Annotated in this window: 25 protein-coding genes and 1 tRNA gene; 19 read left to right on the top strand and 7 right to left on the bottom strand. The window is 61.0% G+C overall.

All coding sequences use genetic code 11. The features are described from left to right. Positions 1-11: 11 nt before the first annotated feature. From KGA83_RS14970 to KGA83_RS14960, 3 genes are all read left to right on the top strand, one after another. On the top strand, positions 12-1076 hold the full coding sequence (locus KGA83_RS14970) for an HlyD family secretion protein (RefSeq protein WP_108219772.1): 1065 nt from the start codon (positions 12-14) through the stop codon (positions 1074-1076). Then, a complete protein-coding gene (locus KGA83_RS14965; protein ID WP_108219771.1) occupies positions 1073-2620 on the top strand; it encodes an efflux transporter outer membrane subunit in 1548 nt (515 codons plus the stop codon). Before KGA83_RS14970 ends, KGA83_RS14965 begins: the two co-directional genes overlap by 4 nt. A 117-nt stretch (positions 2621-2737) precedes the next feature. Further along, positions 2738-4321 carry a glycosyltransferase family 39 protein gene (locus KGA83_RS14960; RefSeq protein WP_223530034.1) on the top strand — a complete coding sequence of 528 codons (1584 nt, stop codon included), beginning with the start codon at positions 2738-2740 and terminating at the stop codon, positions 4319-4321. A gap of 18 nt (positions 4322-4339) precedes the next feature. On the opposite strand, the gene KGA83_RS14955 is transcribed toward KGA83_RS14960, so the two are convergent. Next, the gene (locus KGA83_RS14955; RefSeq protein WP_108219769.1) at positions 4340-5098 is read right to left on the bottom strand and encodes a slipin family protein; all 759 of its coding nucleotides are present in this window, start codon (positions 5096-5098) and stop codon (positions 4340-4342) included. Between the two features lie 2 nt (positions 5099-5100). Next, the gene (locus KGA83_RS14950) at positions 5101-5634 is read right to left on the bottom strand and encodes an NfeD family protein (RefSeq protein ID WP_108219768.1); all 534 of its coding nucleotides are present in this window, start codon (positions 5632-5634) and stop codon (positions 5101-5103) included. Positions 5635-5832: 198 nt separating this feature from the next. On the opposite strand from KGA83_RS14950, the gene KGA83_RS14945 reads away from it, so the two are divergent. After that, positions 5833-6294 carry an aminoacyl-tRNA deacylase gene (locus KGA83_RS14945; RefSeq protein ID WP_108219767.1) on the top strand — a complete coding sequence of 154 codons (462 nt, stop codon included), beginning with the start codon at positions 5833-5835 and terminating at the stop codon, positions 6292-6294. A 131-nt stretch (positions 6295-6425) separates the two neighbouring features. Beyond that, positions 6426-6680, top strand: a complete 255-nt coding sequence (locus tag KGA83_RS14940; protein WP_108219766.1) for a DUF2789 domain-containing protein — start codon at positions 6426-6428, stop codon at positions 6678-6680. Here KGA83_RS14940 and KGA83_RS14935 read toward each other — a convergent pair. Both KGA83_RS14935 and KGA83_RS14930 read right to left on the bottom strand, forming a co-directional pair. Next, positions 6675-6956, bottom strand: coding sequence for a type II toxin-antitoxin system RelE/ParE family toxin (locus KGA83_RS14935; protein ID WP_108219765.1), 282 nt, complete (start codon positions 6954-6956; stop codon positions 6675-6677). The genes KGA83_RS14940 and KGA83_RS14935 overlap by 6 nt on opposite strands. After that, the gene (locus KGA83_RS14930) at positions 6953-7231 is read right to left on the bottom strand and encodes an antitoxin of toxin-antitoxin stability system (RefSeq protein ID WP_108219764.1); all 279 of its coding nucleotides are present in this window, start codon (positions 7229-7231) and stop codon (positions 6953-6955) included. Before KGA83_RS14930 ends, KGA83_RS14935 begins: the two co-directional genes overlap by 4 nt. A gap of 199 nt (positions 7232-7430) precedes the next feature. On the opposite strand from KGA83_RS14930, the gene KGA83_RS14925 reads away from it, so the two are divergent. The 7 genes from KGA83_RS14925 (at position 7431) to KGA83_RS14895 (ending at position 14981) form a co-directional block, all read left to right on the top strand. Continuing rightward, the gene (locus tag KGA83_RS14925) at positions 7431-7859 is read left to right on the top strand and encodes a MarR family winged helix-turn-helix transcriptional regulator (RefSeq protein ID WP_177413324.1); all 429 of its coding nucleotides are present in this window, start codon (positions 7431-7433) and stop codon (positions 7857-7859) included. Next, positions 7856-9928 (top strand): FUSC family protein, encoded by a 2073-nt coding sequence (locus KGA83_RS14920; RefSeq protein WP_223530032.1) that lies wholly within the window; start codon positions 7856-7858, stop codon positions 9926-9928. The genes KGA83_RS14925 and KGA83_RS14920 overlap by 4 nt, the downstream gene beginning before the upstream one ends. Continuing rightward, complete coding sequence (locus KGA83_RS14915) at positions 9925-10134, top strand: DUF1656 domain-containing protein (protein WP_007987399.1); 210 nt, start codon at positions 9925-9927, stop codon at positions 10132-10134. The genes KGA83_RS14920 and KGA83_RS14915 overlap by 4 nt, the downstream gene beginning before the upstream one ends. Then, positions 10131-11018 (top strand): HlyD family secretion protein, encoded by an 888-nt coding sequence (locus tag KGA83_RS14910; RefSeq protein WP_223530031.1) that lies wholly within the window; start codon positions 10131-10133, stop codon positions 11016-11018. Before KGA83_RS14915 ends, KGA83_RS14910 begins: the two co-directional genes overlap by 4 nt. After that, positions 11015-12463, top strand: a complete 1449-nt coding sequence (locus KGA83_RS14905; RefSeq protein ID WP_108219761.1) for an efflux transporter outer membrane subunit — start codon at positions 11015-11017, stop codon at positions 12461-12463. Before KGA83_RS14910 ends, KGA83_RS14905 begins: the two co-directional genes overlap by 4 nt. 92 nt (positions 12464-12555) lie before the next feature. Then, positions 12556-13191 (top strand): NADH:ubiquinone oxidoreductase subunit N, encoded by a 636-nt coding sequence (locus tag KGA83_RS14900; RefSeq protein WP_108219760.1) that lies wholly within the window; start codon positions 12556-12558, stop codon positions 13189-13191. A 284-nt stretch (positions 13192-13475) separates the two neighbouring features. Then, complete coding sequence (locus KGA83_RS14895; RefSeq protein WP_108219759.1) at positions 13476-14981, top strand: YdgA family protein; 1506 nt, start codon at positions 13476-13478, stop codon at positions 14979-14981. A gap of 61 nt (positions 14982-15042) precedes the next feature. On the opposite strand, the gene KGA83_RS14890 is transcribed toward KGA83_RS14895, so the two are convergent. Then, positions 15043-16572: an FAD-dependent oxidoreductase gene (locus KGA83_RS14890; RefSeq protein ID WP_223530030.1), complete on the bottom strand. Its 1530-nt coding sequence runs from the start codon at positions 16570-16572 to the stop codon at positions 15043-15045. Between the two features lie 139 nt (positions 16573-16711). On the opposite strand from KGA83_RS14890, the gene KGA83_RS14885 reads away from it, so the two are divergent. From KGA83_RS14885 to KGA83_RS14870, 4 genes are read left to right on the top strand one after another with little or no spacing between them, the layout of a single operon-like run. After that, positions 16712-17272: a YbhB/YbcL family Raf kinase inhibitor-like protein gene (locus KGA83_RS14885; RefSeq protein WP_108219757.1), complete on the top strand. Its 561-nt coding sequence runs from the start codon at positions 16712-16714 to the stop codon at positions 17270-17272. A 42-nt stretch (positions 17273-17314) separates the two neighbouring features. Continuing rightward, positions 17315-17584 (top strand): hypothetical protein, encoded by a 270-nt coding sequence (locus KGA83_RS14880; RefSeq protein WP_223530029.1) that lies wholly within the window; start codon positions 17315-17317, stop codon positions 17582-17584. Continuing rightward, positions 17581-18003, top strand: coding sequence for a type II toxin-antitoxin system Phd/YefM family antitoxin (locus tag KGA83_RS14875; protein ID WP_223530027.1), 423 nt, complete (start codon positions 17581-17583; stop codon positions 18001-18003). Before KGA83_RS14880 ends, KGA83_RS14875 begins: the two co-directional genes overlap by 4 nt. After that, positions 18000-18308, top strand: coding sequence for a type II toxin-antitoxin system RelE/ParE family toxin (locus KGA83_RS14870; RefSeq protein ID WP_108219754.1), 309 nt, complete (start codon positions 18000-18002; stop codon positions 18306-18308). Before KGA83_RS14875 ends, KGA83_RS14870 begins: the two co-directional genes overlap by 4 nt. A gap of 70 nt (positions 18309-18378) precedes the next feature. Here KGA83_RS14870 and KGA83_RS14865 read toward each other — a convergent pair. Next, positions 18379-18455 (bottom strand) — tRNA-Arg (locus KGA83_RS14865). A gap of 347 nt (positions 18456-18802) precedes the next feature. Between KGA83_RS14865 and gabD the strand changes: the two genes are divergently transcribed. From gabD to KGA83_RS14850, 3 genes are all read left to right on the top strand, one after another. Beyond that, positions 18803-20245 carry an NADP-dependent succinate-semialdehyde dehydrogenase gene (gene gabD, locus KGA83_RS14860; protein WP_108219753.1) on the top strand — a complete coding sequence of 481 codons (1443 nt, stop codon included), beginning with the start codon at positions 18803-18805 and terminating at the stop codon, positions 20243-20245. Between the two features lie 184 nt (positions 20246-20429). Continuing rightward, positions 20430-21707, top strand: coding sequence for a 4-aminobutyrate--2-oxoglutarate transaminase (gabT, locus tag KGA83_RS14855; protein ID WP_108219752.1), 1278 nt, complete (start codon positions 20430-20432; stop codon positions 21705-21707). Between the two features lie 127 nt (positions 21708-21834). Beyond that, complete coding sequence (locus KGA83_RS14850) at positions 21835-23046, top strand: response regulator (RefSeq protein WP_108219751.1); 1212 nt, start codon at positions 21835-21837, stop codon at positions 23044-23046. Positions 23047-23062: 16 nt separating this feature from the next. Here KGA83_RS14850 and KGA83_RS14845 read toward each other — a convergent pair whose 3' ends face one another. Next, positions 23063-24052: a GGDEF domain-containing protein gene (locus KGA83_RS14845; RefSeq protein WP_223530025.1), complete on the bottom strand. Its 990-nt coding sequence runs from the start codon at positions 24050-24052 to the stop codon at positions 23063-23065. Between the last annotated feature and the right edge of the window lie 94 nt (positions 24053-24146).

The raw sequence follows: 24146 nt of genomic DNA, 5'->3' as shown, positions 1-24146 counted from the left end.
AGAAGGTTTTTATGAACACTCAAGCAAAGCAGAAAGTCGCGGTGGCCGTGGTCGCCGCGTTGGCCGTCGGCGTATTGCTGTACCTGACGATGCCCGGCCTGTTCGGCAAGCGTACTCAGCAGAACACCAACGATGCTTATGTCTCGGCGGATTTCACCCTGGTCGTGCCGCGGGTCGCCGGGTTTATCAAGCAAGTGCTGGTCGAGGACAACCAGCAGGTCAAGGCCGGGCAGTTGCTGGCGCTGATCGATGACCGGGATCTACGCGCCGCCGCCGAGGCCGCCGATGCCGAAACGCTGGTGGCCAGGGCGCAACTGCAAAATGCCCGGGCGACCCTGGAGCGCCAGGCGTCGGTGATTGCCCAGGCGCAATCCTCGGTGGTTTCGGCCAAGGCGGAAATGGCCTTTGCCGAGCATGAATTGAATCGCTACAACCACCTCGCCGGGGTGGGCGCCGGCACGGTGCAAAATGCGCAACAGGCGCAAACGCGCATCGACCAGGCGTCCGCACGGCTGGCCAACGCCACGGCAGTGCTGGCGGCGGAACGCAAGCAGGTGGATATCCTCGCGGCTCAGCGCGATGCCGCCGAAGGGGGGCTGAAGCGGGCGCAAGCGAAGCTGGAAATGGCCAGCTACGAGTTGTCTTACACGCGGATCGTCGCGCCTCAGGACGGCATGGTCGGCGAACGCGCGGTGCGGGTCGGTGCCTACGTCACTCCGGGCAGCAAAATCCTCGCAGTGGTGCCGCTGGCGCAGGCTTATGTGATGGCCAATTTCCAGGAAACCCAATTGACGGATGTGCAGCCTGGGCAGGCTGTGCAAGTGCGCGTCGACAGCCTGGGCGGTGCGGCATTGAACGGTCGTGTCGAAAGCATTGCACCGGCCACCGGGGTGACGTTCGCCGCAGTCAAACCGGACAACGCCACCGGCAACTTCACCAAGGTGGTGCAGCGGATTCCGGTGAAGATCGTGCTGGAGCCGGGGCAGTCGCTGGCCGAGCGCTTGCGGGTGGGGATGTCGGTGGAGGCGAGTATTGATACGGCTACCGCCAAGGAGAAGGAGGTTGTTCAGCGATGAAGATTTTCGTTGATCGTGCTGACGCCTTCGCGAGCAAGCCCGCTCCCACAGTTGACCGCATTCCCCTGTGGGAGCGGGCTTGCTCGCGAAGAGGGCAGTGGCAGCCACTCACCTTCAGTGCCTTGCTCATCATGAGTCTCAGCGCATGCACCGTCGGCCCCGATTTCAAAAAGCCCGAAGCCACCGAAATCACCGAATGGTCGAAACCATCAAAGGCAGCCGCCAGCCAGGCCGTCGCCGAAACAATGGCCGAGCGCTGGTGGGAGGTGTTCCACGACCCGAAACTCTCGGCCCTGAGCCAGCGCGCCCTGACCGACAACCTCGATCTGAAGCTGGCCAGCAGCCGCTTGCAGCAAAGTCGCGCAGTGCGTCAGGTCATCACCGCCGAGCGCTACCCCAACACGGCCGCCAGCGGCCGTTACGGACGCAACCGTAACAGTGGTGAAGGCCTGAACGACCCGTCAGGGCACAACGGCCAATCTGCCTTCAACCTGTGGGATGCCGGCTTTTCCGCCTCCTGGGAGCTGGATTTCTGGGGGCGCGTGCGGCGGGAAACCGAAGCGGCCGACGCCAACCTGGAAGTCGCCGAGAACGACCGACGCGGTGTGCTGCTGTCGGTGCTGGCCGAAACCGCCCAGGACTACATTCAACTACGCGGCGTGCAGAACACCCGGCTCGTCACCGAACAGAATCTCGACGTCGCCCGTCATAGCCTGAAGCTCTCGCAACTGCGCCTGGCCGACGGCGTCGCGACGGATCTGGATGTCGCCGAAGCCGCCGCGCAGGTAGCGGCCATCGAATCGCGCCTGCCCACACTGGAGCAGCGCCAGTGGCAACTGATCAACGCCTTGAGTCTGTTGATGGGCGAACCGCCCCAGGCATTGGCGGCGGAGTTATCCACAGACGCACCGGTGCCACAGACTCCGCGTCAGGTCGCCATTGGCTTGCCCTCGCAACTGGCTGAGCGCAGGCCGGACATTCGCCAGGCCGAAGCACGGCTGCATGCCGCCACGGCCAGCATTGGCGTGGCCAAGGGCGATTTCTATCCGCGCATCACCCTGTCGGGGAACATCGGTTCCCAGGCCATGCAACTGAGCGATTTCGGCTCCTGGGGTTCGCGCTCGTTCGGGATCGGTCCGCAATTGAGCTTGCCGTTGTTCGACGGCGGCCGCTTGCGCGGTGTGCTCGAATTACGTGAAGCACAACAACAGGAAGCCGCTATCGCCTATCAGCAAACCGTGCTGCGCGCCTGGCATGAAATCGATGACCAACTGACCGCCTACAACGCCAGCCAGTTGCGTCGCGACAGCCTGGCCGAAGCCGTGCGCCAGAACCGCATTGCTCTGGACACCGCGCAACAGCAGTACGTCGAGGGCGTGGTGGATTTCGTCAGCGTACTCACCGTGCAAGGGGCGTTGCTGGCGACGCAGGAGCAGTGGGTCGAGAGTTCGACCGGCGTGTCGCTGGCGGCCGTCGGGTTGTACAAGGCGTTGGGTGGCGGTTGGGAGTCGGTGTATCCCGTGGCGCAGACGACGCTGCGCTGACGGTGCCACCGCCGGCCATCGCTCCATTACCGGGTCAGCATCGACGTTACTCGGCTTGAAGGGCTAAAGTGATACGCAAACAATCTGGCTCTTCACTCAACGTCGCAAGGGGAGGCAATGGAGGCGCGCAGAGAAACGCCAATGGGCGACACTCAGGGACCGCACGCCAATCCTGGTTTCGCCAGGTGTGCGCAACCATTGATCCGCTGGACTCGGGAGCATTGGCTGGTGCCGATTCTGGTGTTGGCCGCGCTGGTGCGCTTTTACGATCTCACTGCCGCCGCGATTTGGGGCGACGAGGGTTCCAGCCTGCTGCTGGCCCGTTATTCGATACCTGATATCTGGTTGCATGCTGCCTACGACGTCCACCCGCCGCTGTACTTCATGTTGCTGCACGGCTGGATCGCGATGTTTGGCGACGGCATCTTTTCCATCCGCTGTCTCAGCGCCCTGCCGGGGGTTGCCTCGGTCGGACTCGGTGTGTGGCTGGTCGATCGGCTCGCCACCTGCCGTGCCGCGATACTGGCCGGTTTCCTGTTGGCCCTGCTTCCCACAGCTGTGCGATATAGCCAGGAAGTGAGAATGTATTCGCTGCTGGGGCTGTGGTTGCTGGGGGCAACCATTGCGCTGGTGTACTGGATCCGCAGGCCCCAGCGTCGGCGCTACCTGGTGATCTACGTCGTGCTGATGAGCGCGGCGTTTTACACCCATTACTTCACGGCCCTTTGCGTGCTGTGCCATTGGCTGTACCTGGGGATCATCCGTGTGCAGCCGGGGCATCGCCTGCGGCACATCCAGCGGGGTGACTGGTGGCTGGCCAATGTGGCTATCGTGGCGCTCTATCTGCCTTGGCTGCCGGGGTTTGTCGACCTGCTACGACACGTGGATCAACTCAAGGCCAATGGCGATGTCGGCTGGGAGTTGCCCGTCAGCCTGGATTCTTTACCGTCGATGGTCTGGACGATACTGACCCAAGACGACGGCGAAACCCTGCCCTCGCTGGTATTTATCGCCTTGCCGCTGGCCCTGCCTGTGTTGGTGTGGGCGGCGTTGGCACGTGATCGAAGCGTGTCCCGCGGCAGTGCGTTGCTCGCGGTCTACACCTTTGTCCCGATGCTGCTGGTGTTTGCGGTGTCCTATTTTTCGCCGATATTCATCGAGCGCTACCTCACCGCGTATGCCCTTGGCCTGCCGCTGTTGGCGGCATTGGCAATCGACCGCCTGTACTCCGGTTCCCGGGTGCTGGCCTTGACGGTGCTGGTGCTGTTTGTCGGTGTTGAACTGGTGGGCCTGAAAAACAACGCGACGGTGGACGTCCATGATCAGGTCAATGTCCTGGTGGAAGACGTTAACCTGCATTTTCAGTCGGGGGACCGGATCGTCACCAGTGACATGCTCTGGTACTTGAGTTACGTCTACTACAACCGCACCAATACCCAGCCCCTGCTGTACACCCCGCCACGGGCCGATGGCACTTCGAGCCGGCCGAACGACTATGGTTTCGGTACCTTGACGACGCCAGACGTGTATCTGGAACACTTGAGCGACCTGCCCAAGGGCACGGGGCGAATCTGGCTGATCGGTACCGCCGACGTACCTGACGAGTTTGCACCGTTGCCGGCGCAATGGCAGATCGCTCGTCAAATGAAAGCCGGTGGTGTTGCCGCGAGGTTGTACCTGTCCGGCAATACCGGGCAATGAGTGGCGTCATCGCAACCTTCAGGGTTTCGATGACAAGTCCGCCATGCCCTTGAGCAACTCGATCGGCAGTGGAAAGACGATGGTCGAGCTCTTGTCGCCGGCAATCGAACTCAGGGTCTGCATGTAGCGCAGCTGCATGGCACCCGGTTGGCGGCCAAGCATTTCGGCGGCCTGCATGAGTTTTTCCGAGGCCTGCAATTCGCCTTCGGCGTGGATCACCTTGGCTCGCCGCTCCCGTTCTGCTTCGGCCTGCTTGGCGATGGCGCGGATCATCGATTCGTTGAGGTCCACGTGTTTGATCTCGACGTTGGCAACCTTGATGCCCCAAGCGTCGGTCTGGGCGTCGAGTACTTGCTGGATGTCCAGGTTCAACCGTTCGCGTTCGGCCAGCAGTTCGTCCAGTTCGTGTTTACCCAGCACCGCCCGCAGCGTGGTTTGCGCCAATTGGCTGGTGGCCATCAGAAAGTCTTCAACCTGGATGATTGCCTTTTGCGGATCGAGCACGCGGAAATACAGCACCGCGTTGACCTTGACCGACACGTTGTCGCGTGTGATCACGTCTTGCGGCGGAACGTCCAGCACCACGGTGCGCAAATCGACCCTGACCATTTGCTGGACCACCGGAATCAGCAGGATCAGACCAGGGCCCTTGACCTGCCAGAAGCGCCCGAGCTGGAACACCACGCCGCGCTCGTATTCGCGCAGGATGCGAAACGTCGATCCCGCCAGTGCGATGAGCAACAGCAGGAGCGCGACAAGACCCAATTGCAAACCCATGACTATTCTCCACCCGGCGCCGCGTCAGCCGCGGCCACTTGCAGCAGCAAACCCTTGCGCCCCACCACCCGTACCCGTTGTCCGGGTTGCAGTGGCGTCGCGCTGAGCACTTGCCATCGTTCTCCTTGCAGATGAACCCAGCCGCCATAGGCGTTGCCGAGCTGCACTGACGTGACCGGCGTTTCGCTGCCGACCAGCCCGGCATCACCGCTGACGGTGTGGCGCGGCCGGGTTTTCAGGGCGTGAAGCACCAGGTAGATCAGCAGCAGAGCGCTGACCACTGCCAGGCCGATCATCAACGGCACGGGCACTTCGGTATTGGACAGAATCACCGCACCGATCACGAACATCACGATGCCGCCCAGGCCGATCACACCGTAATTGGGCAGTGCCGCCTCAGCGATCAGAAACGCGAGGCCGAAGGTGATCAGCCAGATCCCGAGGGGGTTGGGCACCAGCAATACAACCGTGTCGGCGGCCCAGGTCGATCCGCTCAACGCCAACAGCAGCGCAATGGCACAACAGCGCGTGTTCACTTGACCCTCCGAGAGAGTCTTGGGGTGGCTCTGAACACAGTTTAGTTGAGCCTTGGCCGGTATGAATTTTGCTCAATTGTCGTCGACATCCGATGGGCGGATTTCCCGCCGGAACACGTCATCGGGCCTAGACTTTCAGTACCGAAAGAATTGTTAACCAGCGTCCGCCAGCGATTGTTGCGGACACCGAGGTGCATCATGCGTATGGCAAGAACCGTGCAGCGAAGCCTGGAAAAGGCTCAATGCAACTACGACATCGTCAGCCACCCACACTCGGCCAGCAGCCTCGAAACGGCACGGGTCGCAGGTATTCCTGCCGAACGGGTGGCAAAATCGGTGATCCTCGACGATCACCATGGGCATTACCTGATGGCCGTGCTGCCCGCCAGCCGTCACCTTGACCTGAGCAAAGTCCGCAGTAGCGGTGAGTGGCAGGTGTCTCGCGAAAGCAACCTGGCGCATCTGTTCGACGATTGCGAACGCGGCGCCGTACCGGCGCTGGGTGAGTCCTATGGGTTGGAGGTGGTGATCGATCCGCTGCTGACCCGGCAGAAAGACATCTATCTGGAGGCCGGCAACCACGTCAATCTGGTGCGCATGGACATGCCCGAGTTTCTGAAAATGGTGCCGCATGCCGAGGTGCGGGAGTTGAGTCATTGATTTTTGTGTCGCCAATGCTGACGTTTTCGCGAGCAGGCTCGCTCCCACAGGGAGATCGAATTTTCCTGTGGGAGCGAGCCTGCTCGCGATGACCGCGCAGCGGTCCCTAAATTGGTCATCAGGAGTTCGTCATGGAAAGCCCAACCCACAACCTTCCATCCCTGTTCAAACAACTCGGCCTGCCGGACGACGCCGAAAGTATCGATCAATTCATCGCCACCCATTCACCGCTCAAACCGGAACTGCACCTTGCGGATGCATTTTTCTGGAGCCCGAGTCAGGCGGAGCTTCTGCGAGACGAAATTCTCGACGACGCGGATTGGGCCGAAGTGATTGATCAGCTGGATGTGCTGCTGAGGAAGGGGCGGGGGGGTGAATCGTCATAGACCGGGCGGCCACCGTCGGGATGTATGGACCAGGGCGAGTATCCAGATGGCGTCCAGTCCCTGTTCATAAACAATTCGGTAACTCTGATGTGGAATCAGCTCGCGAGTGCCTGAAATGATCCCGGCTGGGCCGCTTTCCGGGTATCGGGCAAGCCGGGATAGCGCATCGCTGAACCGGTTGTCCATGTCGATGGCTGCTTTCGGGTTAACGGCATGCAGGTAATCCCAAATGTCTGCACGGTCCTGTGCTGCTTCTTTCGTCCATATTATTTTCATTCTTGTCGCTCGGCCCGCCTGCGCCTGGCAGCGAACTCTGCCTCGATTTCATCATTCGTCAGCCCGTCGCCGGCGCGCATCGAAGCGCGTGCGGTGTCGACCTTGCGCTGCAGGAATGCTTCGTACTCGCGAGACTCCCGTTGGGATTGAACAAACTGACGCATCATTTCCCGGACGATCTGCGAGGCGGGGCGATGAGCGGCTTCTGCCTCTGCCATGAACTGTTCACGCAATTCAGGCTCAAGTTTCATTGTAAAAACGGCTTGTTTCGACATGGCTGCCTTCTCGGTTGTAATACTGACAAAGTATATACATCTTCAGTACTGTGGCTGGTTCACCCCCTATGGCTTCGCGACGGATGGAAGCCAATATGTTTCAAAACTTGACGGAAAATCTCCTCCAATGCCATATTGATAGTTAGCAAACTAACAGTGTGTGTTTTCCCTCGTGCCGAATAACCTCGACGTTCTCCAGATGAGCATCAGCAGCGCCATGGTGGTGGCCGCCAGGCATTGGCGCAAAATCTGCCAGACCACGCTGGTCAACTATGGAATCTCCGAAGCCTGCGCCGTTCCGCTATTGATGATCGGGCGTCTGGGTGAGGGCGTGCGCCAGGTGACGGTGGCGCAAGCGGCAGGGATGGAGAGCCCGTCGCTGGTGCGCCTGCTCGATCAGTTGTGCCATGCCGGTTACGTCTGCCGCACCGAAGATGCACAGGATCGCCGCGCCAAATGCCTGAGCCTGACCGAAACCGGTCGGGAGCTGGTGCAGGCGGTCGAAGTGGAGCTGGTGCGCTTGCGCCACGAAGTCCTTGAAGGCATTGACCAGAGTGATCTGGAGGCTACGCTGCGGGTACTGAGAGCTTTTGAAGCGGCCACGCCGCCATCGGTGGCTAACTCGTGAACGGATTCTTCTCGGGCATGCCCCCGGCGCGGGACTGGTTCTATGGAGTCCGCACCTTCGCCGCATCGATGATCGCGCTGTACATCGCCTTGCTTATGCAAATGCCGCGTCCGTACTGGGCGATGGCCACGGTGTACATCGTTTCCAGTCCGTTTCTCGGCCCTACCAGTTCCAAGGCGTTGTACCGGGCGGTCGGCACCTTTATCGGCGCTGCGGCGGCGGTTTTGTTCGTGCCAATGTTCGTGCAGAGCCCTTACGTGCTGGTGGTGGTGATTGCACTGTGGACCGGCACGCTGCTGTTTCTGTCCCTGCATTTGCGCACGGCCAACAACTACGCCTTGATGCTCGCCGGTTACACCTTGCCGTTGATCGCCCTGCCGGTGGTGAACAACCCGCTGGGCGTGTGGGACGTGGCCGAAGCGCGGACCGAAGAAATCTTTCTCGGCATCGTCGTGGCGGCGGTGGTCGGTGCGATGTTCTGGCCCCGGCGCCTGGCGCCTGTGTTCAATGATTCGGTGGGCAAATGGTTTACCGATGCCTCGACCTACAGCCTGCGTTTCCTTAGCCGCAACGTGCAGCCTGAAGAAGTCAGCGCGTTGCGCGCGTCGATGGTCGCCACGTTCAACTCCCTGGAGTTGATGATCGGTCAGTTGCCCCACGAAGGCTCGCGTCCGCAGACAGTGCGCAACACCAAGGAATTGCGCGGACGGATGATTCACCTGCTGCCAGTGATCGATGCCCTCGACGATGCGCTTTACGCCCTGGAACGGCGCACCCCCGAGCTTGTGGACAAGTTCGCGCCGTTGCTGGCCGCCACCACCGAATGGCTCGAGCACAAGGAAGCCGATCTCGACCGCTGGCAAGCCCTGAAGGATCGACTTGAGGCCCTGCAACCTGCTCCCGAAGCGCTGGATGAGCGCAAGCAACTGCTGTTCTCCAACGCCATTTACCGCCTCGGCGAGTGGATCGATTTGTGGCAGGACTGCCGCAGCCTGCAATACGCCATCCAGTGCGAAAGCCAGGACAGCTGGCGCGCGGTGTATCGGCACTGGCGCCTGGGGCGGCTATCCCCGTTTCTGGATCGCGGCCTGATGTTCTACTCCGCTGCTTCCACCGTCACCGCGATTATCGTGGCCTCGGTGCTGTGGATTCTGCTTGGCTGGACCGATGGCGGTAGCGCCGTGATCCTGGCGGCGGTGGCGTGCAGTTTCTTTGCCTCGATGGACGACCCGGCGCCGCAGATTTATCGGTTCTTTTTCTGGACAGCGATGTCTGTGGTGTTCGCCAGCCTTTATCTGTTTCTGGTGCTGCCCAACCTGCACGACTTTCCGATGCTGGTGCTGGCGTTTGCCGTGCCGTTCATTTGCGTCGGCACCCTGACGGTCAAGCCGCAGTTCTACCTGGGCATGCTGCTGACTCTGGTCAACACCTCGTCCTTCATCAGTATTCAGGGCGCTTACGACGCGGACTTCCTCAGTTTCGCCAACTCCAACCTGGCCGGCCCCATGGGGCTGCTGTTCGCGTTCATCTGGACCCTGATTGCCCGGCCGTTCGGTGCTGAACTGGCGGCCAAGCGCCTGACCCGTTTCAGCTGGCGTGACATTGTCAGCCTCTCCGAGCCGGCCACGTTGTCTGAACATCGACTTCTGGGCATTCGGATGCTCGATCGGCTGATGCAGCATCTGCCGCGCCTGGCCATGACCGGCCAGGACTCCGGCGTGGCGCTGCGGGAAGTGCGAGTGGCGCTGAATCTGTTGGACCTGCTCGCTTATACGCCGCGGGTCCTTGGTGTGCCGCAGGTGCTGTTGCGCCAGGTGGTGGCCGAAGTGGGCGAGTACTTCAAGGCCTGTCTCAAGGCTGGTGAGCGCTTGCAGGCACCGAGCCCGTTGCTGATGACCCTCGACCGCACGCGCCGCGCCCTCAGCGGTGCCGGCGATGATGAAACCCGTCGGCATCTGCTGCACGCCCTGAGTGGCCTGCGTCTGGCACTGTTGCCCGGCGTCGAGTTCGTCGGTGCCGCCGAGCCCGAAGAGCCGCTTCCCCATGGCATTGATGGAGCACTTTTATGATCGGCGACCTGGATCTGAGCGGGGTGTTCCTGCCCACGCTATTGGTGCTGATGGGCATTACGTATGTGTTGTACCTGTTGGTGCACGGGGTGCTGACGCGCCTGCACTTTTACCGTCTGGTCTGGCACCGGGCATTGTTCAACGTGGCCCTCTACGCCTTGCTGCTTGGCGCCGTGGACTCACTCAGTCGATACCTGATGACATGAAAAAACCGTTTCTAACCCTGGGTCGCGTGGTGTTGACCCTGATGATCGTGAGCTTCGCCGTTGTCGTGGTCTGGCGCATGGTGATGTATTACATGTTCGCGCCCTGGACCCGCGACGGGCACATCCGTGCCGACATCGTGCAAATCGCCCCGGACGTGTCCGGTCTGATCCAGCAAGTGGAGGTGCGCGATAACCAGTTGGTCAAGCGCGGCCAGGTGCTGTTCAGTATCGATCAGGACCGTTTCAAGCTGGCCCTGCGCCAGGCCAAAGCAGCGGTCGCCGACCGTGAAGAAACCCTGGCCCAGGCCCAGCGCGAGGCCAAGCGAAACAAGGGCCTGGGTAATCTGGTGCCGGGTGAGCAACTGGAAGAAAGCCAGTCGAAAGTGGCCCGCGCCCAAGTGGCCTTGATGGAAGCCCAGGTGGCGGTGGACAGTGCGCAGCTCAACCTCGACCGCTCGGTGATCCGAAGCCCCGTGGACGGCTACGTCAACGACCGTGCGCCACGGGCCCAGGAGTTCATCAGCGCCGGGCGTCCGGTGTTGTCGGTGGTCGACAGCAACTCGTTCCATATCGATGGCTACTTCGAAGAAACCAAACTGAACGGCATCCACATCGGCCAGAGCGTCGACATCCGGGTGATCGGCGACAATGCGCGCCTGCGCGGGCATGTGGAAAGCATCGTCGCCGGTATCGAAGACCGCGACCGCACCAGTGGCAACAACCTGCTGCCCAACGTCAACCCGGCCTTCAGCTGGGTTCGGCTGGCCCAGCGAATTCCAGTGCGCATCGCCTTCGATGACGTGCCGGAAGATTTCCGCATGATCGCCGGGCGCACCGCCACGGTATCGATCATCGACGATCAGAAGCGGGAGTCGGCGCAATGAGCAGGGCCTCGGGTTTGGCAGTCGCCGGATTAGGCTTGCTGCTGTCGGCATGTCAGATGGTCGGGCCGGATTATCATTTGCCTGAAGAGGCGGCGGTCCATCGCCCAGACTTCCAGGGCGATCTGGCGGTCGACGGCAAAACGGTGGTGTCCGCGCCGGTGCCGGCCGATTGGTGGCGTTTGTATCAGGACCCGCGACTCGACCAGTTGGTGCAGCAGGCCATGGCCTCCAACACCGATTTGCGCGTGGCGGCGGCCAGTCTGTCCCGCTCTCGCGCTCAGGTCGATGAGGCGCAAGCGGCGGGCGGCTGGAGCGGCGGCGTGCAGATGGGCGCCCAGCGCTTGCAGGAGTCCGGCCAGGCGTTCCTGATCCCGGAAAAAGTGCCCGTGGCCAACATTGGCGATATCGGCATCAGCGCGTCGTACCAGTTCGACCTGTTCGGCACCTTGCAACGCGGCATCGAAGCGGCCAAGGCCAATGCTGATGCGACGCAGGCCGCCGCCGATACAGCACGCATCACCGTAGTGGCCGATGTGGTTCGCGCCTACACCCAAGTGTGCGCGGCCAATGAAGAGCGGGAAATTGCCCAGCACTCCCTCGACCTGCAAGCCCAGAGCACCACGCTGATCCAGCGCCTGCGCGATGCCGGACGTGGTGACGAAACCCAGGTCACTCGCTCGCAAACCCAATTCAAATCCCTGCGCGCCGACATGCCGCGTTATGAGGCAGCGCGTCAGGCCGGGCTGTACCGCTTGTCGATGTTGCTGGCCAAACCGGTGGATCAACTGCCGGCCGGCACCGCCACCTGCGACGAGCTGCCGAAAATCGCGCAATTGATTCCGGTAGGCGATGGCGCCGCATTGCTCAAGCGTCGTCCCGATGTACGGCAGGCGGAACGTCGACTGGCGACCGCCACTGCCGGTATCGGTGTCGCCACGGGCGAGCTGTACCCGAATATCAGCATCGGCGCGACCATCGGTACCGTCGGTATCCTGGACGATCTCGGCGACCCGTCCACCAACCGCTGGGGGTTCGGCCCGTCGCTGACCTGGAAGGTGCCGACCAACGGCGCCCGGGCGCGCATCCGCGAAGCCGAAGCGGTGACCCAGGCGACGCTGGCGCATTTCGATGGGGTGGTACTCAATGCCATTCGCGAAACCCAGACCAGCCTCGCCCAGTACGCCGCATTGCTGCAACGCCGCGACGCTCTGGCCGATGCCGAGCAATCGGCGAAACTGGCGGCCGACCAGACCCATCGCTTTTTCCAGGCTGGCCGAGAGTCTTTCCTGGCTGACCTGCAAGCCATCCGCACCTACACCGACGTCACGGCGCAACTGGCGGCCGCGAACACCCAGGTTGCCGCCAGCCAGATCGATTTGTTTCTCGCGCTGGGCGGCGGTTGGGAAAGCGGACGAACGCAAGCGTCGAACTCCGGCAAACCCTGAGGCCATTGCTATGCTTTGAAGTGTTGGACGGGCGTCCGTGCAAAGCGCCCTTTCTTCGCACAAGGCACGCGCAGGTCAGGGGGAAACCAAGAATGAAAAACCCTTATGCTCTCGGCTTCTGGTGCGCCATCGTGGCATTAGTGCTGCTGTCGGCCACTTATTTCTACGGCATCATGCTGGCCCACCAGATCGACAAGGCTCTGGCGTTCCTCGACAGTGCCGTCGCGCTGATTGCGGTGATGTCCATTGCGGTGGTGGCCTGGGCCTCGGTCCAGAATCAACGCATCAAGAAAAGACAACTCGAACAAGGCAAGACCCTGGTCCTGATCTGGGACACCAAGGTGGCGTTGCGTCGTGTCGAAACGGTGTTCGACCGTTATTTCTGGGGCAGTTACTGGCAGCCGGGGCGCACGTTTCAGGAAGTCATGGGCGAATTGACCGGCACGCCGCTGGAAAAAAGCCTCGAGAGCCTGAAAAAACAATGCCTGGCGCTGGACCGGCAGGTGGCTGACGACGGTCGGCACTGGCTCAGCAATGCCCGGGAACTGGCCGATGTCGCCACGGCCATGGCCCGCGAACGTTATCAACTGGACGTCTGCGACCCGCGCGCGGAAGTGAAGGGCGGGGCGGTGATCAACCGCGACTTCGAAGTGCTGGTGTACACCTGGACTGCACGGCTCAAAAGCTTTGATCATCAGCTGGATGAGATCGAGGTCCAGTATTCCTGATTCTTTGGTGGCTGTTATGCCGTCTTCGCGAGCAGGCTCGCTCCCACATTGGAATGCATTCCCCTGTGGGAGCGAGCCTGCTCGCGAAGACGGCATAACATCCGCCGAAACTCTCCGCCCTTCATGAACATCCCCCCAAGACACTCTTTCACCTTTAATCATTGGGCCGTTCGTCGCGCCCGGTGCTAATCTGCTTTCCACTTTCAGCGCAGTCGAGCCGCAACCTGTCATGGGTTCAGGGAAGACGACCTCGCTTTCAACAACGGACATTGAACGGGTCATACATGAATAAATCAGCAGGCGTGCTACTGGGAATCGTTGTCGCAATCGGTGCCGTCAGCGCAGGCGGAGCCTGGTTCACCGGCACCAAAATCGAAGGTGTGTTGAACACCTCGATTGCCAATGCCAACAAGGAATTGCAGGCGGCCATGGTCGGTTCCAATGGCACCGCGTCTCTGGAACTGGTGTCACTGGAGCGTCATGTATTCAGCAGCACCGCGCACTACCGTCTCAAGGGCGAAGGCGAAATGTTCGGCGAAGCGCCGGTCGAGTTGCTGTTTGTCGATCACATCGAACACGGCCCGTTGCCGTTCTCGCGGCTGATGTCACTGAAGTGGTTGCCAGTCCTGGCGACCAATCACTACGAACTGGAAAAGACCCCGTCCACTGAGAAGTGGTTTGCCGCCGCCAAGGACAAATCCCCGCTGACCGGCGTGGTCAACATCGGCTATGACAACGCTACCAATGGCACCTTCGAGTTGCAGCCGCTGGAAATGGCGCTGGATGACAAGTCGAGCATGAAATTCTCCGGCTTGAGCATGGACGTCGATGCCAGCGCCCAGGCACAGAAGGTCAAGGCCAACGGCTACATGGACAGCCTGAAAGTGATCACCGTGTCCGAAGACCAGGCACCGGTGCAGGTTGAATTGAATGGCCTGACCCTGGCCAGCAACCTGACAAAAAGTACCTACGGTTTCTACACCGGCGAAAACGTCCTTGAACTGGCCAGCGGCAAATCGACCTTTGGCGTCAAGCAGTCGGTGCTGGACTTCAAGAAATTCGAGATGAAAAACCTGACCGGAGAATCGGGCAGCAACGCTTCCGGGCGTGCCGATTACAAGGTCGGCGAAGTCTCCCTGAACGGTAAGACCATCGGTTCCGGCGCGCTGGCCATGAGCCTGAAGAACCTCGACATTCCGGCGACCCTGTCGTTGATGCAGGTTTACCAGACCAAACTGCAGCCGTATGAGCGGGCGGCGGCCGAAGCGACGGCGGCCGGTCTGCCGGCACCGGAGCTGAAACTGACCGAAGCTGAAGAAGCACTGCTCAAGTCCAGCCTGGAAAAACTGCTGGCGGCCGGTCCACAGGTGGCCCTGGAAAACCTGTCGTTCAACACCGCCAACGGTGAGAGCCGCGCCAACATGGTGCTCGACCTGACCAAGCCACAAGCCATCGATCTGCCGACCGATCAGTTGGTCAGGCAGCTGATTGCGCTGCTGGACTTCAAGTTGCAAGTGTCCAAGCCCATGCTGGTCGATGTGCTTACCGTGCAATCGCAAATCGACGGTCAGACCGATGCCAAGCTGATTGCCGACCAGGCCACTGCCACCGCAGACATGTTCAGCAGCATGGCGGTCGGCAGCCAGCTGGCAAAACTGGACGGCAACAACATCGTCACCAATTTGCATTACGCCAACAATCAGGTGGACTTCAACGGCCAGAAAATGACCGTCGAAGAGTTTGCCGGTTTTGTCATGAGCAAGTTCGAGGGTGCTGGCACCACCGAATAACGGCGACCTTGTACCCGGCAACGCCCGGCCTCTGCATCGTGCAGGCGCCGGGCGTTTTGCGCTAGGGAACGTCACGGATCAGTCGCCATGCCTCTTCCCATGCCAACGTTTGTTTCATCCGCTCGGCGAGCGTCGCCATGGCTCGGTCCATCTCGCAGGCCACCGCCGCCGACACCACGCCGTTATTTCCGAACAGGCCAATGAAGGGTGGATCGTAAGGGTCGCCCTTGAACTCGACCTCGTCCCAGGCCTCGGCGTGCCCGAGGTAGTCGTAGGTTTTGCCGAAATGCCAGGTCCAGAAAAACGGCACGTCGAGATAATGCTCGTCACCACCCAGCATATTCGCCGCGGCGATCCGTGCTTGCTGCTGGGCCAGTCGCCAGTGCTCGATGCGCAGGTATTGGTTGTTCAGCGGGAAGGTGGCGATATCGCCAGCCGCCCAGAGGCTGTCGGCCACGCGCATTGTGCCGTCGACACGCAGCGAGTGATCCTGCTCTTTCGGCAGCCCGGTGAAGGCCTCAGTGGCTGGCTTGACGCCAATGCCGACCAGCACCAGATCGGCCGGCAAACGTTGGCCGTTGTCCAGGCGCACGGCTTCGACCTTGTCCGTTCCTTCGATCTGTGCCGCATTGCCCTGGGTATGAAACACGACGCCATTGGCTTCATGCCGCACGCGAATGGCCTTGCCGACCGTGTCACCGAACTGCCTGGCAAACGGTACCTCGTGGCGGGCCAGCACGGTTACATTCAGGCCAAGCTGGCGCAGGGACGAGGCGGACTCCATGGCAATGAAACTGTTGCCGATGATCACGACCCGCTGGCCGGCGCTGGCGCTGTCCAGAATCTGCTGTGCATGGGCTTTGGAGCGTAAGACGAACACTTGCGGCAGGTCGGCGCCGGGTAGCGGCAACGGATTGGGTACACCGCCGGTGGCCAGCAGCGCGGCGTCGTATGTCAGTGATTGGCCGTCAGTCAGCCGCAGCGTCCTGTTTGGCGCATCCAGGCTTGCCACTTCGCCTCGCAGGCGCTCGATCCGCTGCTCGCGGTAAAAGTCCTCGTCACGCAGCGGCGGGACTTCGTGCAGCGGCATCTCACCGGCGATCACGTATTTGCTCAGCGCGGTGCGGTCGTATCCGGCGTCGGCTTCGCGGTCGATCAACAGCAACCGGCCGCCGAAACCTTTCTCGCGCAACGCCGCTGCCGCCGCCGTACCTGCCGCGCCAGCGCCGATAATAATGAAGGTTCGTGGATCGTCGGCCGGAGGCGTGTGGGCGTCCGGCAACGGCTGGTCGCCGACCCAGATGTCGCCGTCACGGACTTCGAGGGGATAGCGCTTGAGGCTGTCCAGGGCTGGCGGTTCACACAGCCCGCCATCCTCGATCCGAAACTGCGCCTTGTGCCACGGACAAGTCAGGCGCCCGTTGCATACCGCACCGTCAGCCAGCGGGGCTCCGGCATGAGGGCATTCGGCCTGATACGCGCGCAGTTGCTCACCGGCCCGCAACAGCAGGATCTTGCTGTCCTGGACCTGCACTTCCAGACCCCGGTCTTCGGGCACATTGGCCACACGCGCAACGCGATGCAGAGTCATGATTACTCTCCAGACAGACGTTTCACTTATGAGTCTGGTACTTATCGCGAGGTTCAGCCAATTGCCCCTGCCACGGCGTGAACGGTCCGGCTATAGTTTGCACGCCGACGACGGCCCAACACGCACAAGGTGCTCCGGTATGACCCGATTGACCTCAATCAACACTTGGCTCGCGGCCTTGGCAGTCGCCCTTTGCGTGCAGTTCCCGGCGCAGGCCCAGGAACGTTTCACCCTGAACATTCCCGGTGTCTCCGATGACCGTCTGTTCACCTCGGTCGCCGCCAGTGATGCCGCCGGTTGCGGTGGACACAACATTTCCCCGGCGTTGAACTGGAACACCGGCCCGGCCGCCACCCAAAGCTACGCCATCGTCATGCACGACCCGGACGGCCAAAAAGGCCAGGGCGTCGATCACTGGGTGCATTACGGCATCAAGGCCGCTACCCACCAGATCCCGGCCGGTGCCGGGACCAAACCCGGCCTCGAGGGCGTCGGCGGTACCAACAGCAAAAACACCACCGGCTACATCGGCCCCTGCCCACCCGTTGGCGACAGCGCGCACCACTACATCATCCAGATCTACGCCCTGGACCTGGCCCCGGACGCCTTGCCCGCCGGCCTGACCCGTGCGCAGCTGCTGGAAAAAATCAAAGGTCACGTCCTGAAAAACAGCAGCGTGGTGCGGCGCTATCACCGCTAACCGTCTTCAGGAATAAACTGAAGTGCGCAGTGCTCGGGGAATTTGGCATCCCGACCCGAAAGCGCGCACTATCAGGCTATAGCCGATGCGTTGGAGGATGCCGTGGCAAAAAAAATCGACCGCATCGCCCAAATGCTCAACTGCCCGCAAAAGGGTGAAGAACTGCGGCGAGCGATTACCGAGAGTCGCAAGGATTTTCTGCTGAACCAGCCGGAAGAAGACGTTGTTGAAGACGACGACCTTGAAGAGGAGTTCTTCGAGGACGACGAGGACGATGATGAGTACGACGAGTTCGACTGGACGACAGAATGAAAAAAACCGCTTCGGCGGTTTTTTTGTGGGCCAGGACAGCACCGGTCGGAGATTCGTTGACCCCCCTGCAGAGAATGGAACACTATAAGGTACTTTTTTTCGTACTTTTTGGAGCCGCCATGGAGCAGCTACTTGCAAGCCGTTCGGTCAGCATCACCGAGCTCAAGCGCAGCCCGAGCACGGTGATCGAGCAAGCGGGTTCCGAACCTGTTGCCGTGCTCAACCACAATCGCCCAGCCGCCTATCTTTTACCGCACGCGGCCTATCAACAGCTGCTGGATCGGCTACACGCTGCCGAACTTCGTGAAGCCATTGCAGCCAGCCGCAACGATCCGCGTCCGGCCATTGCTGCCGATACCGTGTTTGCCGAGCTTGATGCACTGATTGATGAGGTAGCTGCCGAGCAAAACCGTCCATGAGGCAATTGCTTTTCTCTGCATTGGCACGGGACGATCTGCTGCAAGTCGCTCGTTTTATCGCCCGGGACAACCCGGAACGGGCCCGGACGTTTGTGGGCGAGCTACGCATGCAGTGCACACGATTGATCGAACAACCGAGTTTGGGTGTTTCAAGAGACGATTGCGCCAAGGGATTGCGAATGCTTCCCCATGGCCGATATCTGGTTTTCTACTGTTTGATGGACGATGGGATCAAGGTCGAACGCGTGCTGCATAGCGCGAGAGACATCGCCCGACTGTTTGAAAAAAACAGCATTGATCATTAGGCGCTTAGCCTTCATACACCCACAAAAAAGCCCCAGACCTAACGGCCTGAGGCTTTCTCGTTACAACGTATGGTGCACCAGGCGGGATTCGAACCCACGACCCCTGCCTTCGGAGGGCAGTACTCTATCCAGCTGAGCTACTGGTGCAGCGGGCGCCATGATACTCATATGCGCTGCGGGCGTCCATGCTGCTGAATCGCCTGCGTTTTTTTAAAGCTGTAACGCGCGTTTGCTACGTTGATCAGAAAAAATAGGCAAAAGCGTCGTTTTCGTTCTTTTTTTCGAACAGGCTATTGTCCTTTACCCCCTTTGATCCTAGGATTCGTTTGAGATTTCAAACGCTCATCTCTGGGTGCTGAACCGCGCGATTTGAATCAGTGCGCTATTTATGTGCTTCAGCCCGGTGAATGATTTCCCTGACGGCAGCCTATCGAGGCGCCTTTCAACAATCATAATTTGCTCCGCTTATTGCGGTGCTGTTAAGGAAAGCCGACATGCAGCTTAAAGACACCCAGTTGTTCCGCCAGCAAGCCTTCATCGATGGCGCGTGGGTTGATGCGGACAATGGTCAGACGATCAAGGTCAACAACCCGGCGACGGGCGAAATTCTGGGTACCGTGCCGAAAATGGGCGCTGCCGAAACCCGCCGTGCGATCGAAGCTGCTGACAAGGCGCTGCCGGCCTGGCGTGCACTGACCGCCAAGGAACGTGCGACCAAGCTGCGTCGCTGGTTCGAACTGATCATCGAGAACCAGGACGACCTGGCTCGCCTGATGACCCTGGAGCAAGGCAAGCCATTGGCCGAAGCCAAGGGTGAAATCGTTTACGCCGCTTCCTTCATCGAGTGGTTCGCCGAAGAAGCCAAGCGCATCTACGGTGACGTGATTCCGGGCCACCAGCCAGACAAGCGCCTGATCGTGATCAAGCAGCCAATCGGCGTGACCGCTGCCATCACCCCGTGGAACTTCCCGGCTGCAATGATCACCCGTAAAGCCGGCCCGGCCCTGGCCGCCGGTTGCACCATGGTGCTCAAGCCTGCTTCGCAAACTCCGTTTTCCGCCTTCGCCCTGGCCGAACTGGCCCAGCGTGCCGGCATCCCGGCTGGCGTGTTCAGCGTGGTTTCCGGCAGCGCCGGCGACATCGGCAGCGAGCTGACCAGCAACCCGATCGTGCGCAAGCTGTCCTTCACCGGTTCGACCGAAATCGGTCGTCAACTGATGTCGGAATGCGCCAAGGACATCAAGAAAGTGTCCCTGGAGCTGGGCGGCAACGCGCCGTTCATCGTGTTCGACGACGCGGACCTGGATAAGGCCGTCGAAGGCGCGATCATTTCCAAGTACCGCAACAACGGCCAGACCTGCGTCTGCGCCAACCGCCTGTACATTCAGGATTCGGTCTACGACGCGTTCGCCGAGAAGCTCAAGGCCGCAGTGGCCAAGCTCAAGATCGGTAACGGTCTGGAAGCAGGCACCACCACTGGCCCGCTGATCGACGAAAAAGCCGTGGCCAAGGTGCAAGAACACATTGCCGACGCCATTTCCAAAGGCGCCACCGTGCTGTCCGGCGGCAAGCCGATGGAAGGTAACTTCTTCGAGCCGACCATCCTGACCAACGTGCCGAATAACGCTGCCGTGGCCAAGGAAGAAACCTTCGGTCCCTTGGCTCCGCTGTTCCGCTTCAAAGACGAAGCCGATGTGATCGCGATGTCCAACGACACCGAGTTCGGTCTGGCCTCGTACTTCTATGCTCGCGACCTGGGTCGCGTGTTCCGTGTGGCTGAAGCCCTGGAATACGGCATGGTCGGCGTCAACACCGGGTTGATCTCCAACGAAGTCGCGCCGTTCGGCGGCATCAAGGCCTCGGGCCTGGGCCGTGAAGGCTCCAAGTACGGCATCGAAGATTACCTGGAAATCAAATACCTCTGCCTGGGTATCTAAGCCAGCAAGAGCATTGCTTCAAGCGCAAAGGGCACGAGAGCGCTGTCCCTTTGCGCCGCTTCAAACCGGAATTTTCTCGGTGGCCGGGAACGCTGTGGCAGTCGATCATCGCATGCTGCCGCCGTTGCTCCCCGTCGCTTTATCCTTGAACCACGCCGCCCGATGAGCGGTGAATGAGGAATGTATGAGCAAGACTAACGCTTCTTTGATGGCCCGCCGTACCGCTGCTGTTCCACGTGGTGTTGGCCAGATTCACCCGATTTTCGCCGATTCCGCGAAGAACGCGACCGTAACCGACGTTGAAGGTCGTGAATTCATCGACTTCGCCGGCGGTATCGCCGTACTGAACACCGGCCACCTGCACCCGAAAGTCATCGCCGCCGTGACCGAGCAGCTGAACAAGCTGACCCACACCTGCTTCCAGGTACTGGCCTACGAGCCGTACGTGGAAGTGTGCGAAAAAATCAACGCCAAGGTCCCAGGTGATTTCGACAAGAAAACCCTGCTGGTGACCACCGGCTCCGAAGCCGTGGAAAACTCCATCAAGATCGCCCGTGCCGCCACTGGCCGTGCCGGCGTGATTGCGTTCACCGGCGCTTACCACGGTCGCACCATGATGACCCTGGGCCTGACCGGTAAAGTCGTGCCTTACTCGGCCGGCATGGGCCTGATGCCAGGCGGCATCTTCCGCGCGCTGTACCCGAACGAACTGCACGGCGTGAGCATCGACGACTCGATCGCTTCCATCGAACGCATCTTCAAGAACGACGCCGAGCCGAAAGACATCGCCGCGATCATCATCGAGCCGGTTCAGGGCGAAGGTGGTTTCTACGTCGCTCCGAAAGAATTCATGAAGCGTCTGCGTGCCCTGTGCGACCAACACGGCATCCTGCTGATCGCTGACGAAGTACAGACTGGCGCTGGCCGTACCGGCACCTTCTTCGCCATGGAACAGATGGGCGTTGCCGCCGACCTGACCACCTTCGCCAAATCCATCGCTGGCGGCTTCCCGCTGGCGGGTGTGTGCGGCAAGGCCGAATACATGGACGCCATCGCTCCAGGCGGCCTGGGCGGCACCTACGCCGGTAGCCCGATCGCTTGCGCCGCGGCCCTGGCCGTGATGGAAGTGTTCGAGGAAGAGCACCTGCTGGATCGTTGCAAGGCTGTTGGCGAGCGTCTGGTAACCGGTCTGAAGGCCATCCAGGCCAAGTACCCGGTGATCGGCGAAGTCCGTGCCCTGGGCGCGATGATCGCCGTCGAGCTGTTCGAAAACGGCGACAGCCACAAGCCGAACGCTGCCGCCGTGGCGTCCGTTGTGGCCAAGGCTCGCGACAAGGGTCTGATCCTGCTGTCCTGCGGCACCTACGGCAACGTTCTGCGCGTCCTGGTACCGCTGACCTCGCCGGACGAGCAACTGGACAAAGGTCTGGCGATCATCGAAGAGTGCTTCTCCGAGCTCTGATCGCTCAGTGTGACCTGATCCACAAAAAACCCGCTTCGGCGGGTTTTTTCATGCCCCTGGAACCCCATTAGCGCTGTATCGAATGGCCAGCATTGGCTAAGGTTCCAGCATTGCCAGGGAGAGCTGTATGACAACTGTCATTTTACCCGCGGTTCCGAGAGTACTGATTGCCGAGGCCGATCCCTGGTCCCGGGATCTGCTCAAGGAAGTGTTGTTGAACGTACGCTGCGATGCGCGGCTGGATCTGTGCGCCGATGGTCAGCAAGCGCTGGAGCTATTGGCCGCCAACCCCTATGACCTGGTGATCGCCGACTGGGAGTTGCCGGGCGTCGATGGGCTGAATGTCCTGCGCAGCGTCCGCCAGCGCAAACGTAATCCGCCCATGCCGTTCATTCTGATGAGCAGTCGCAACGACAGTGCCAGCGTGCGCGAGGCCTTGCCGCTGGCGCCGGCCGCGTACCTGACCAAGCCCTTGAACATGGAAAGCCTGACTCAGCGGTTGCAGGGGTTACTGCTGAACGCCGGTGAAGAGGTTTCGTGCGAAGTGCCGTCGCTGGCGCCGGGCATGACATTGTCGGTTTATCTGGAGCGTCGACGTGAATTGGTCGACGGTGCGCCGCTGATGACCGACGTGCAAGTGGCGGTCAAACGCAGCCTAAACCCCAATGGCCTCAACCTGACGGTGCTGGAAGACGAAATCCGCACCGATCCGCAGGTCACGGCCGTGCTGATCGCCGCTGCCAACAGCGCGGCCCAGCACCACGGTGCCGCTGTGCATACCCTGTCCCAGGCACTGCATCGCCTGGGCACCGGGCAGAGCATGAACCTGATTCTCGGGCTGGCGCTCAAGCGCAGCGCACGGCTCAGCGATCCGCAATTGGCCGACTATGCCGAGCGTAACTGGGAACTGTCCCTGCACACCGCCGAATACGCGCGAACCCTGGCGCGCTTGCTTGATCTGGATCAGGAGCGCTGCTATTGCGCCGGCATGTTGCATCGTCTCGGCGATCTGGCGTTGCTGCGCTGTTTGCAGGAATGGAAACAGGCCGGCGGCGAACTGGATGAGCAGGAGGAGGTGGGCGAAGCGCTGGCTGAATATGGCGCGGCCTATGGTTCGGCTCTGCGCACGCGCTGGCGCCTACCGCTGGAGTTGCGGGAGCTGATTGCGGCGGCCTACCAGCTCGGTGGCGGGGTTTACTCGCGCGAATCGCTGGTGATGAACATGGCGGCGCAGCTGGCGCGCCTGAGCGAGCATGAGGGCATCGAGGCGCTGGCGAAGAGCCGGACGGCGCGGTTGCTCAAGATCGGCTTGCCGGAGTTGATGCGTTTGCGCAAGTAGGAGGTTGCAGGACCTGTCAGGCGGTGACAATCCGGTTCTTGCCCTCGCGCTTGGCCTGGTACATCGCGGCATCCGCGCGGGAAAACAGGTTTTCCACGTTTTCGTCCGCGGCGGTCAGGCTGGTCAGGCCCTGGCTGACGGTGATGCCGAACGTCTGGCCTTCATGGGTGAAACGCAATCGCTGAATCTGCTGTTGCAAGCGTTCAGCCACTTGCAGGGCCATCTGCGGCGTACAGCCGGGAAATACCGCTGCGAATTCCTCACCGCCAATGCGCCCGAACAGGTCGCCACGGCGCAACGCTGCGCGGCCGCTATCGGCGATGCGTTGCAACACGTTGTCGCCTTCCTGGTGACCGTAGGTGTCGTTGATTATTTTGAAGTCGTCGATGTCCAGCATCAGGAACGACAGCGGCTCGCCCCGTTGCCGGGCGTGTGCGAACTCGCGGTGGGCGCATTCGAAGAAATGCCGACGATTGCTGCTCTGGGTCAGCGCGTCGGTGGTGGCCAGGCGGTGCAGCTCGCTTTCCATCCGCTTCTTGTCGGTGATGTCTTCAGCAATGCCGACGATGATCACTGGTTGCCCCGGCTCGGCCTGGCGGTTGACGTAGCATTTGTCGCTGAGCCAGCGCACCTGCCCGTCGGCGGCAATGATTCGATACTCGCGGTCTTCCACGGCGCCTTTGTCCAGCACTTCGGCCAGGCTGGTTTCGGCATAGTCCAGGTCGTCGGGATAGATGCTGTCGCGCCATTGATCGCAGTCGTCCAGCAGCAGATTGGCCGAGCGACCGAAGATCCGCTCATAGGCTGGGCTGACGTAAAGCACCCGGCGGGTTTCCCAATCGAATGCCCACAGCACCGCGTTGACGCTCGCCAGCAAGGTGTTGAACAACTGTTCGCGTTCGCTCAGGCGTGCGACTTCGCCTTGGGCGTGCATCAGCGCCATCAGGGTCTGCGCGGCCTCGGGCCAATGTGACGGAGATGAGTCTTGCAGGTTTTTTGGGGCCATCGACACAAATCTCAAAGGGCATGCCGCGTGTTCAATGGCGGCCAACGCCAAGCCCGCCGGGGGAAAGCGAAGTGTCTTTGAGATTGGGCTTTTT

This window comes from Pseudomonas sp. GL-R-19, from assembly GCF_019956375.1.
GTDB lineage: Bacteria > Pseudomonadota > Gammaproteobacteria > Pseudomonadales > Pseudomonadaceae > Aquipseudomonas.
This window is presented reverse-complemented; position numbering and strand designations above follow the sequence as displayed.

Bases quoted from the DNA above. Each gene is read 5' to 3' on its own strand.
- KGA83_RS14970 (WP_108219772.1), top strand. From the start codon at position 12: ATGAACACTCAAGCAAAGCAGAAAGTCGCGGTGGCCGTGGTCGCCGCG.
- KGA83_RS14965 (WP_108219771.1), top strand. From the start codon at position 1,073: ATGAAGATTTTCGTTGATCGTGCTGACGCCTTCGCGAGCAAGCCCGCT.
- KGA83_RS14960 (WP_223530034.1), top strand. From the start codon at position 2,738: ATGGAGGCGCGCAGAGAAACGCCAATGGGCGACACTCAGGGACCGCAC.
- KGA83_RS14955 (WP_108219769.1), bottom strand. From the start codon at position 5,098: ATGGGTTTGCAATTGGGTCTTGTCGCGCTCCTGCTGTTGCTCATCGCA.
- KGA83_RS14945 (WP_108219767.1), top strand. From the start codon at position 5,833: ATGCGTATGGCAAGAACCGTGCAGCGAAGCCTGGAAAAGGCTCAATGC.
- KGA83_RS14940 (WP_108219766.1), top strand. From the start codon at position 6,426: ATGGAAAGCCCAACCCACAACCTTCCATCCCTGTTCAAACAACTCGGC.
- KGA83_RS14935 (WP_108219765.1), bottom strand. From the start codon at position 6,956: ATGAAAATAATATGGACGAAAGAAGCAGCACAGGACCGTGCAGACATT.
- KGA83_RS14930 (WP_108219764.1), bottom strand. From the start codon at position 7,231: ATGTCGAAACAAGCCGTTTTTACAATGAAACTTGAGCCTGAATTGCGT.
- KGA83_RS14925 (WP_177413324.1), top strand. From the start codon at position 7,431: ATGAGCATCAGCAGCGCCATGGTGGTGGCCGCCAGGCATTGGCGCAAA.
- KGA83_RS14915 (WP_007987399.1), top strand. From the start codon at position 9,925: ATGATCGGCGACCTGGATCTGAGCGGGGTGTTCCTGCCCACGCTATTG.
- KGA83_RS14910 (WP_223530031.1), top strand. From the start codon at position 10,131: ATGAAAAAACCGTTTCTAACCCTGGGTCGCGTGGTGTTGACCCTGATG.
- KGA83_RS14905 (WP_108219761.1), top strand. From the start codon at position 11,015: ATGAGCAGGGCCTCGGGTTTGGCAGTCGCCGGATTAGGCTTGCTGCTG.
- KGA83_RS14900 (WP_108219760.1), top strand. From the start codon at position 12,556: ATGAAAAACCCTTATGCTCTCGGCTTCTGGTGCGCCATCGTGGCATTA.
- KGA83_RS14895 (WP_108219759.1), top strand. From the start codon at position 13,476: ATGAATAAATCAGCAGGCGTGCTACTGGGAATCGTTGTCGCAATCGGT.
- KGA83_RS14890 (WP_223530030.1), bottom strand. From the start codon at position 16,572: ATGACTCTGCATCGCGTTGCGCGTGTGGCCAATGTGCCCGAAGACCGG.
- KGA83_RS14885 (WP_108219757.1), top strand. From the start codon at position 16,712: ATGACCCGATTGACCTCAATCAACACTTGGCTCGCGGCCTTGGCAGTC.
- KGA83_RS14875 (WP_223530027.1), top strand. From the start codon at position 17,581: ATGAAAAAAACCGCTTCGGCGGTTTTTTTGTGGGCCAGGACAGCACCG.
- KGA83_RS14870 (WP_108219754.1), top strand. From the start codon at position 18,000: ATGAGGCAATTGCTTTTCTCTGCATTGGCACGGGACGATCTGCTGCAA.
- gabD (WP_108219753.1), top strand. From the start codon at position 18,803: ATGCAGCTTAAAGACACCCAGTTGTTCCGCCAGCAAGCCTTCATCGAT.
- gabT (WP_108219752.1), top strand. From the start codon at position 20,430: ATGAGCAAGACTAACGCTTCTTTGATGGCCCGCCGTACCGCTGCTGTT.
- KGA83_RS14850 (WP_108219751.1), top strand. From the start codon at position 21,835: ATGACAACTGTCATTTTACCCGCGGTTCCGAGAGTACTGATTGCCGAG.
- KGA83_RS14845 (WP_223530025.1), bottom strand. From the start codon at position 24,052: ATGGCCCCAAAAAACCTGCAAGACTCATCTCCGTCACATTGGCCCGAG.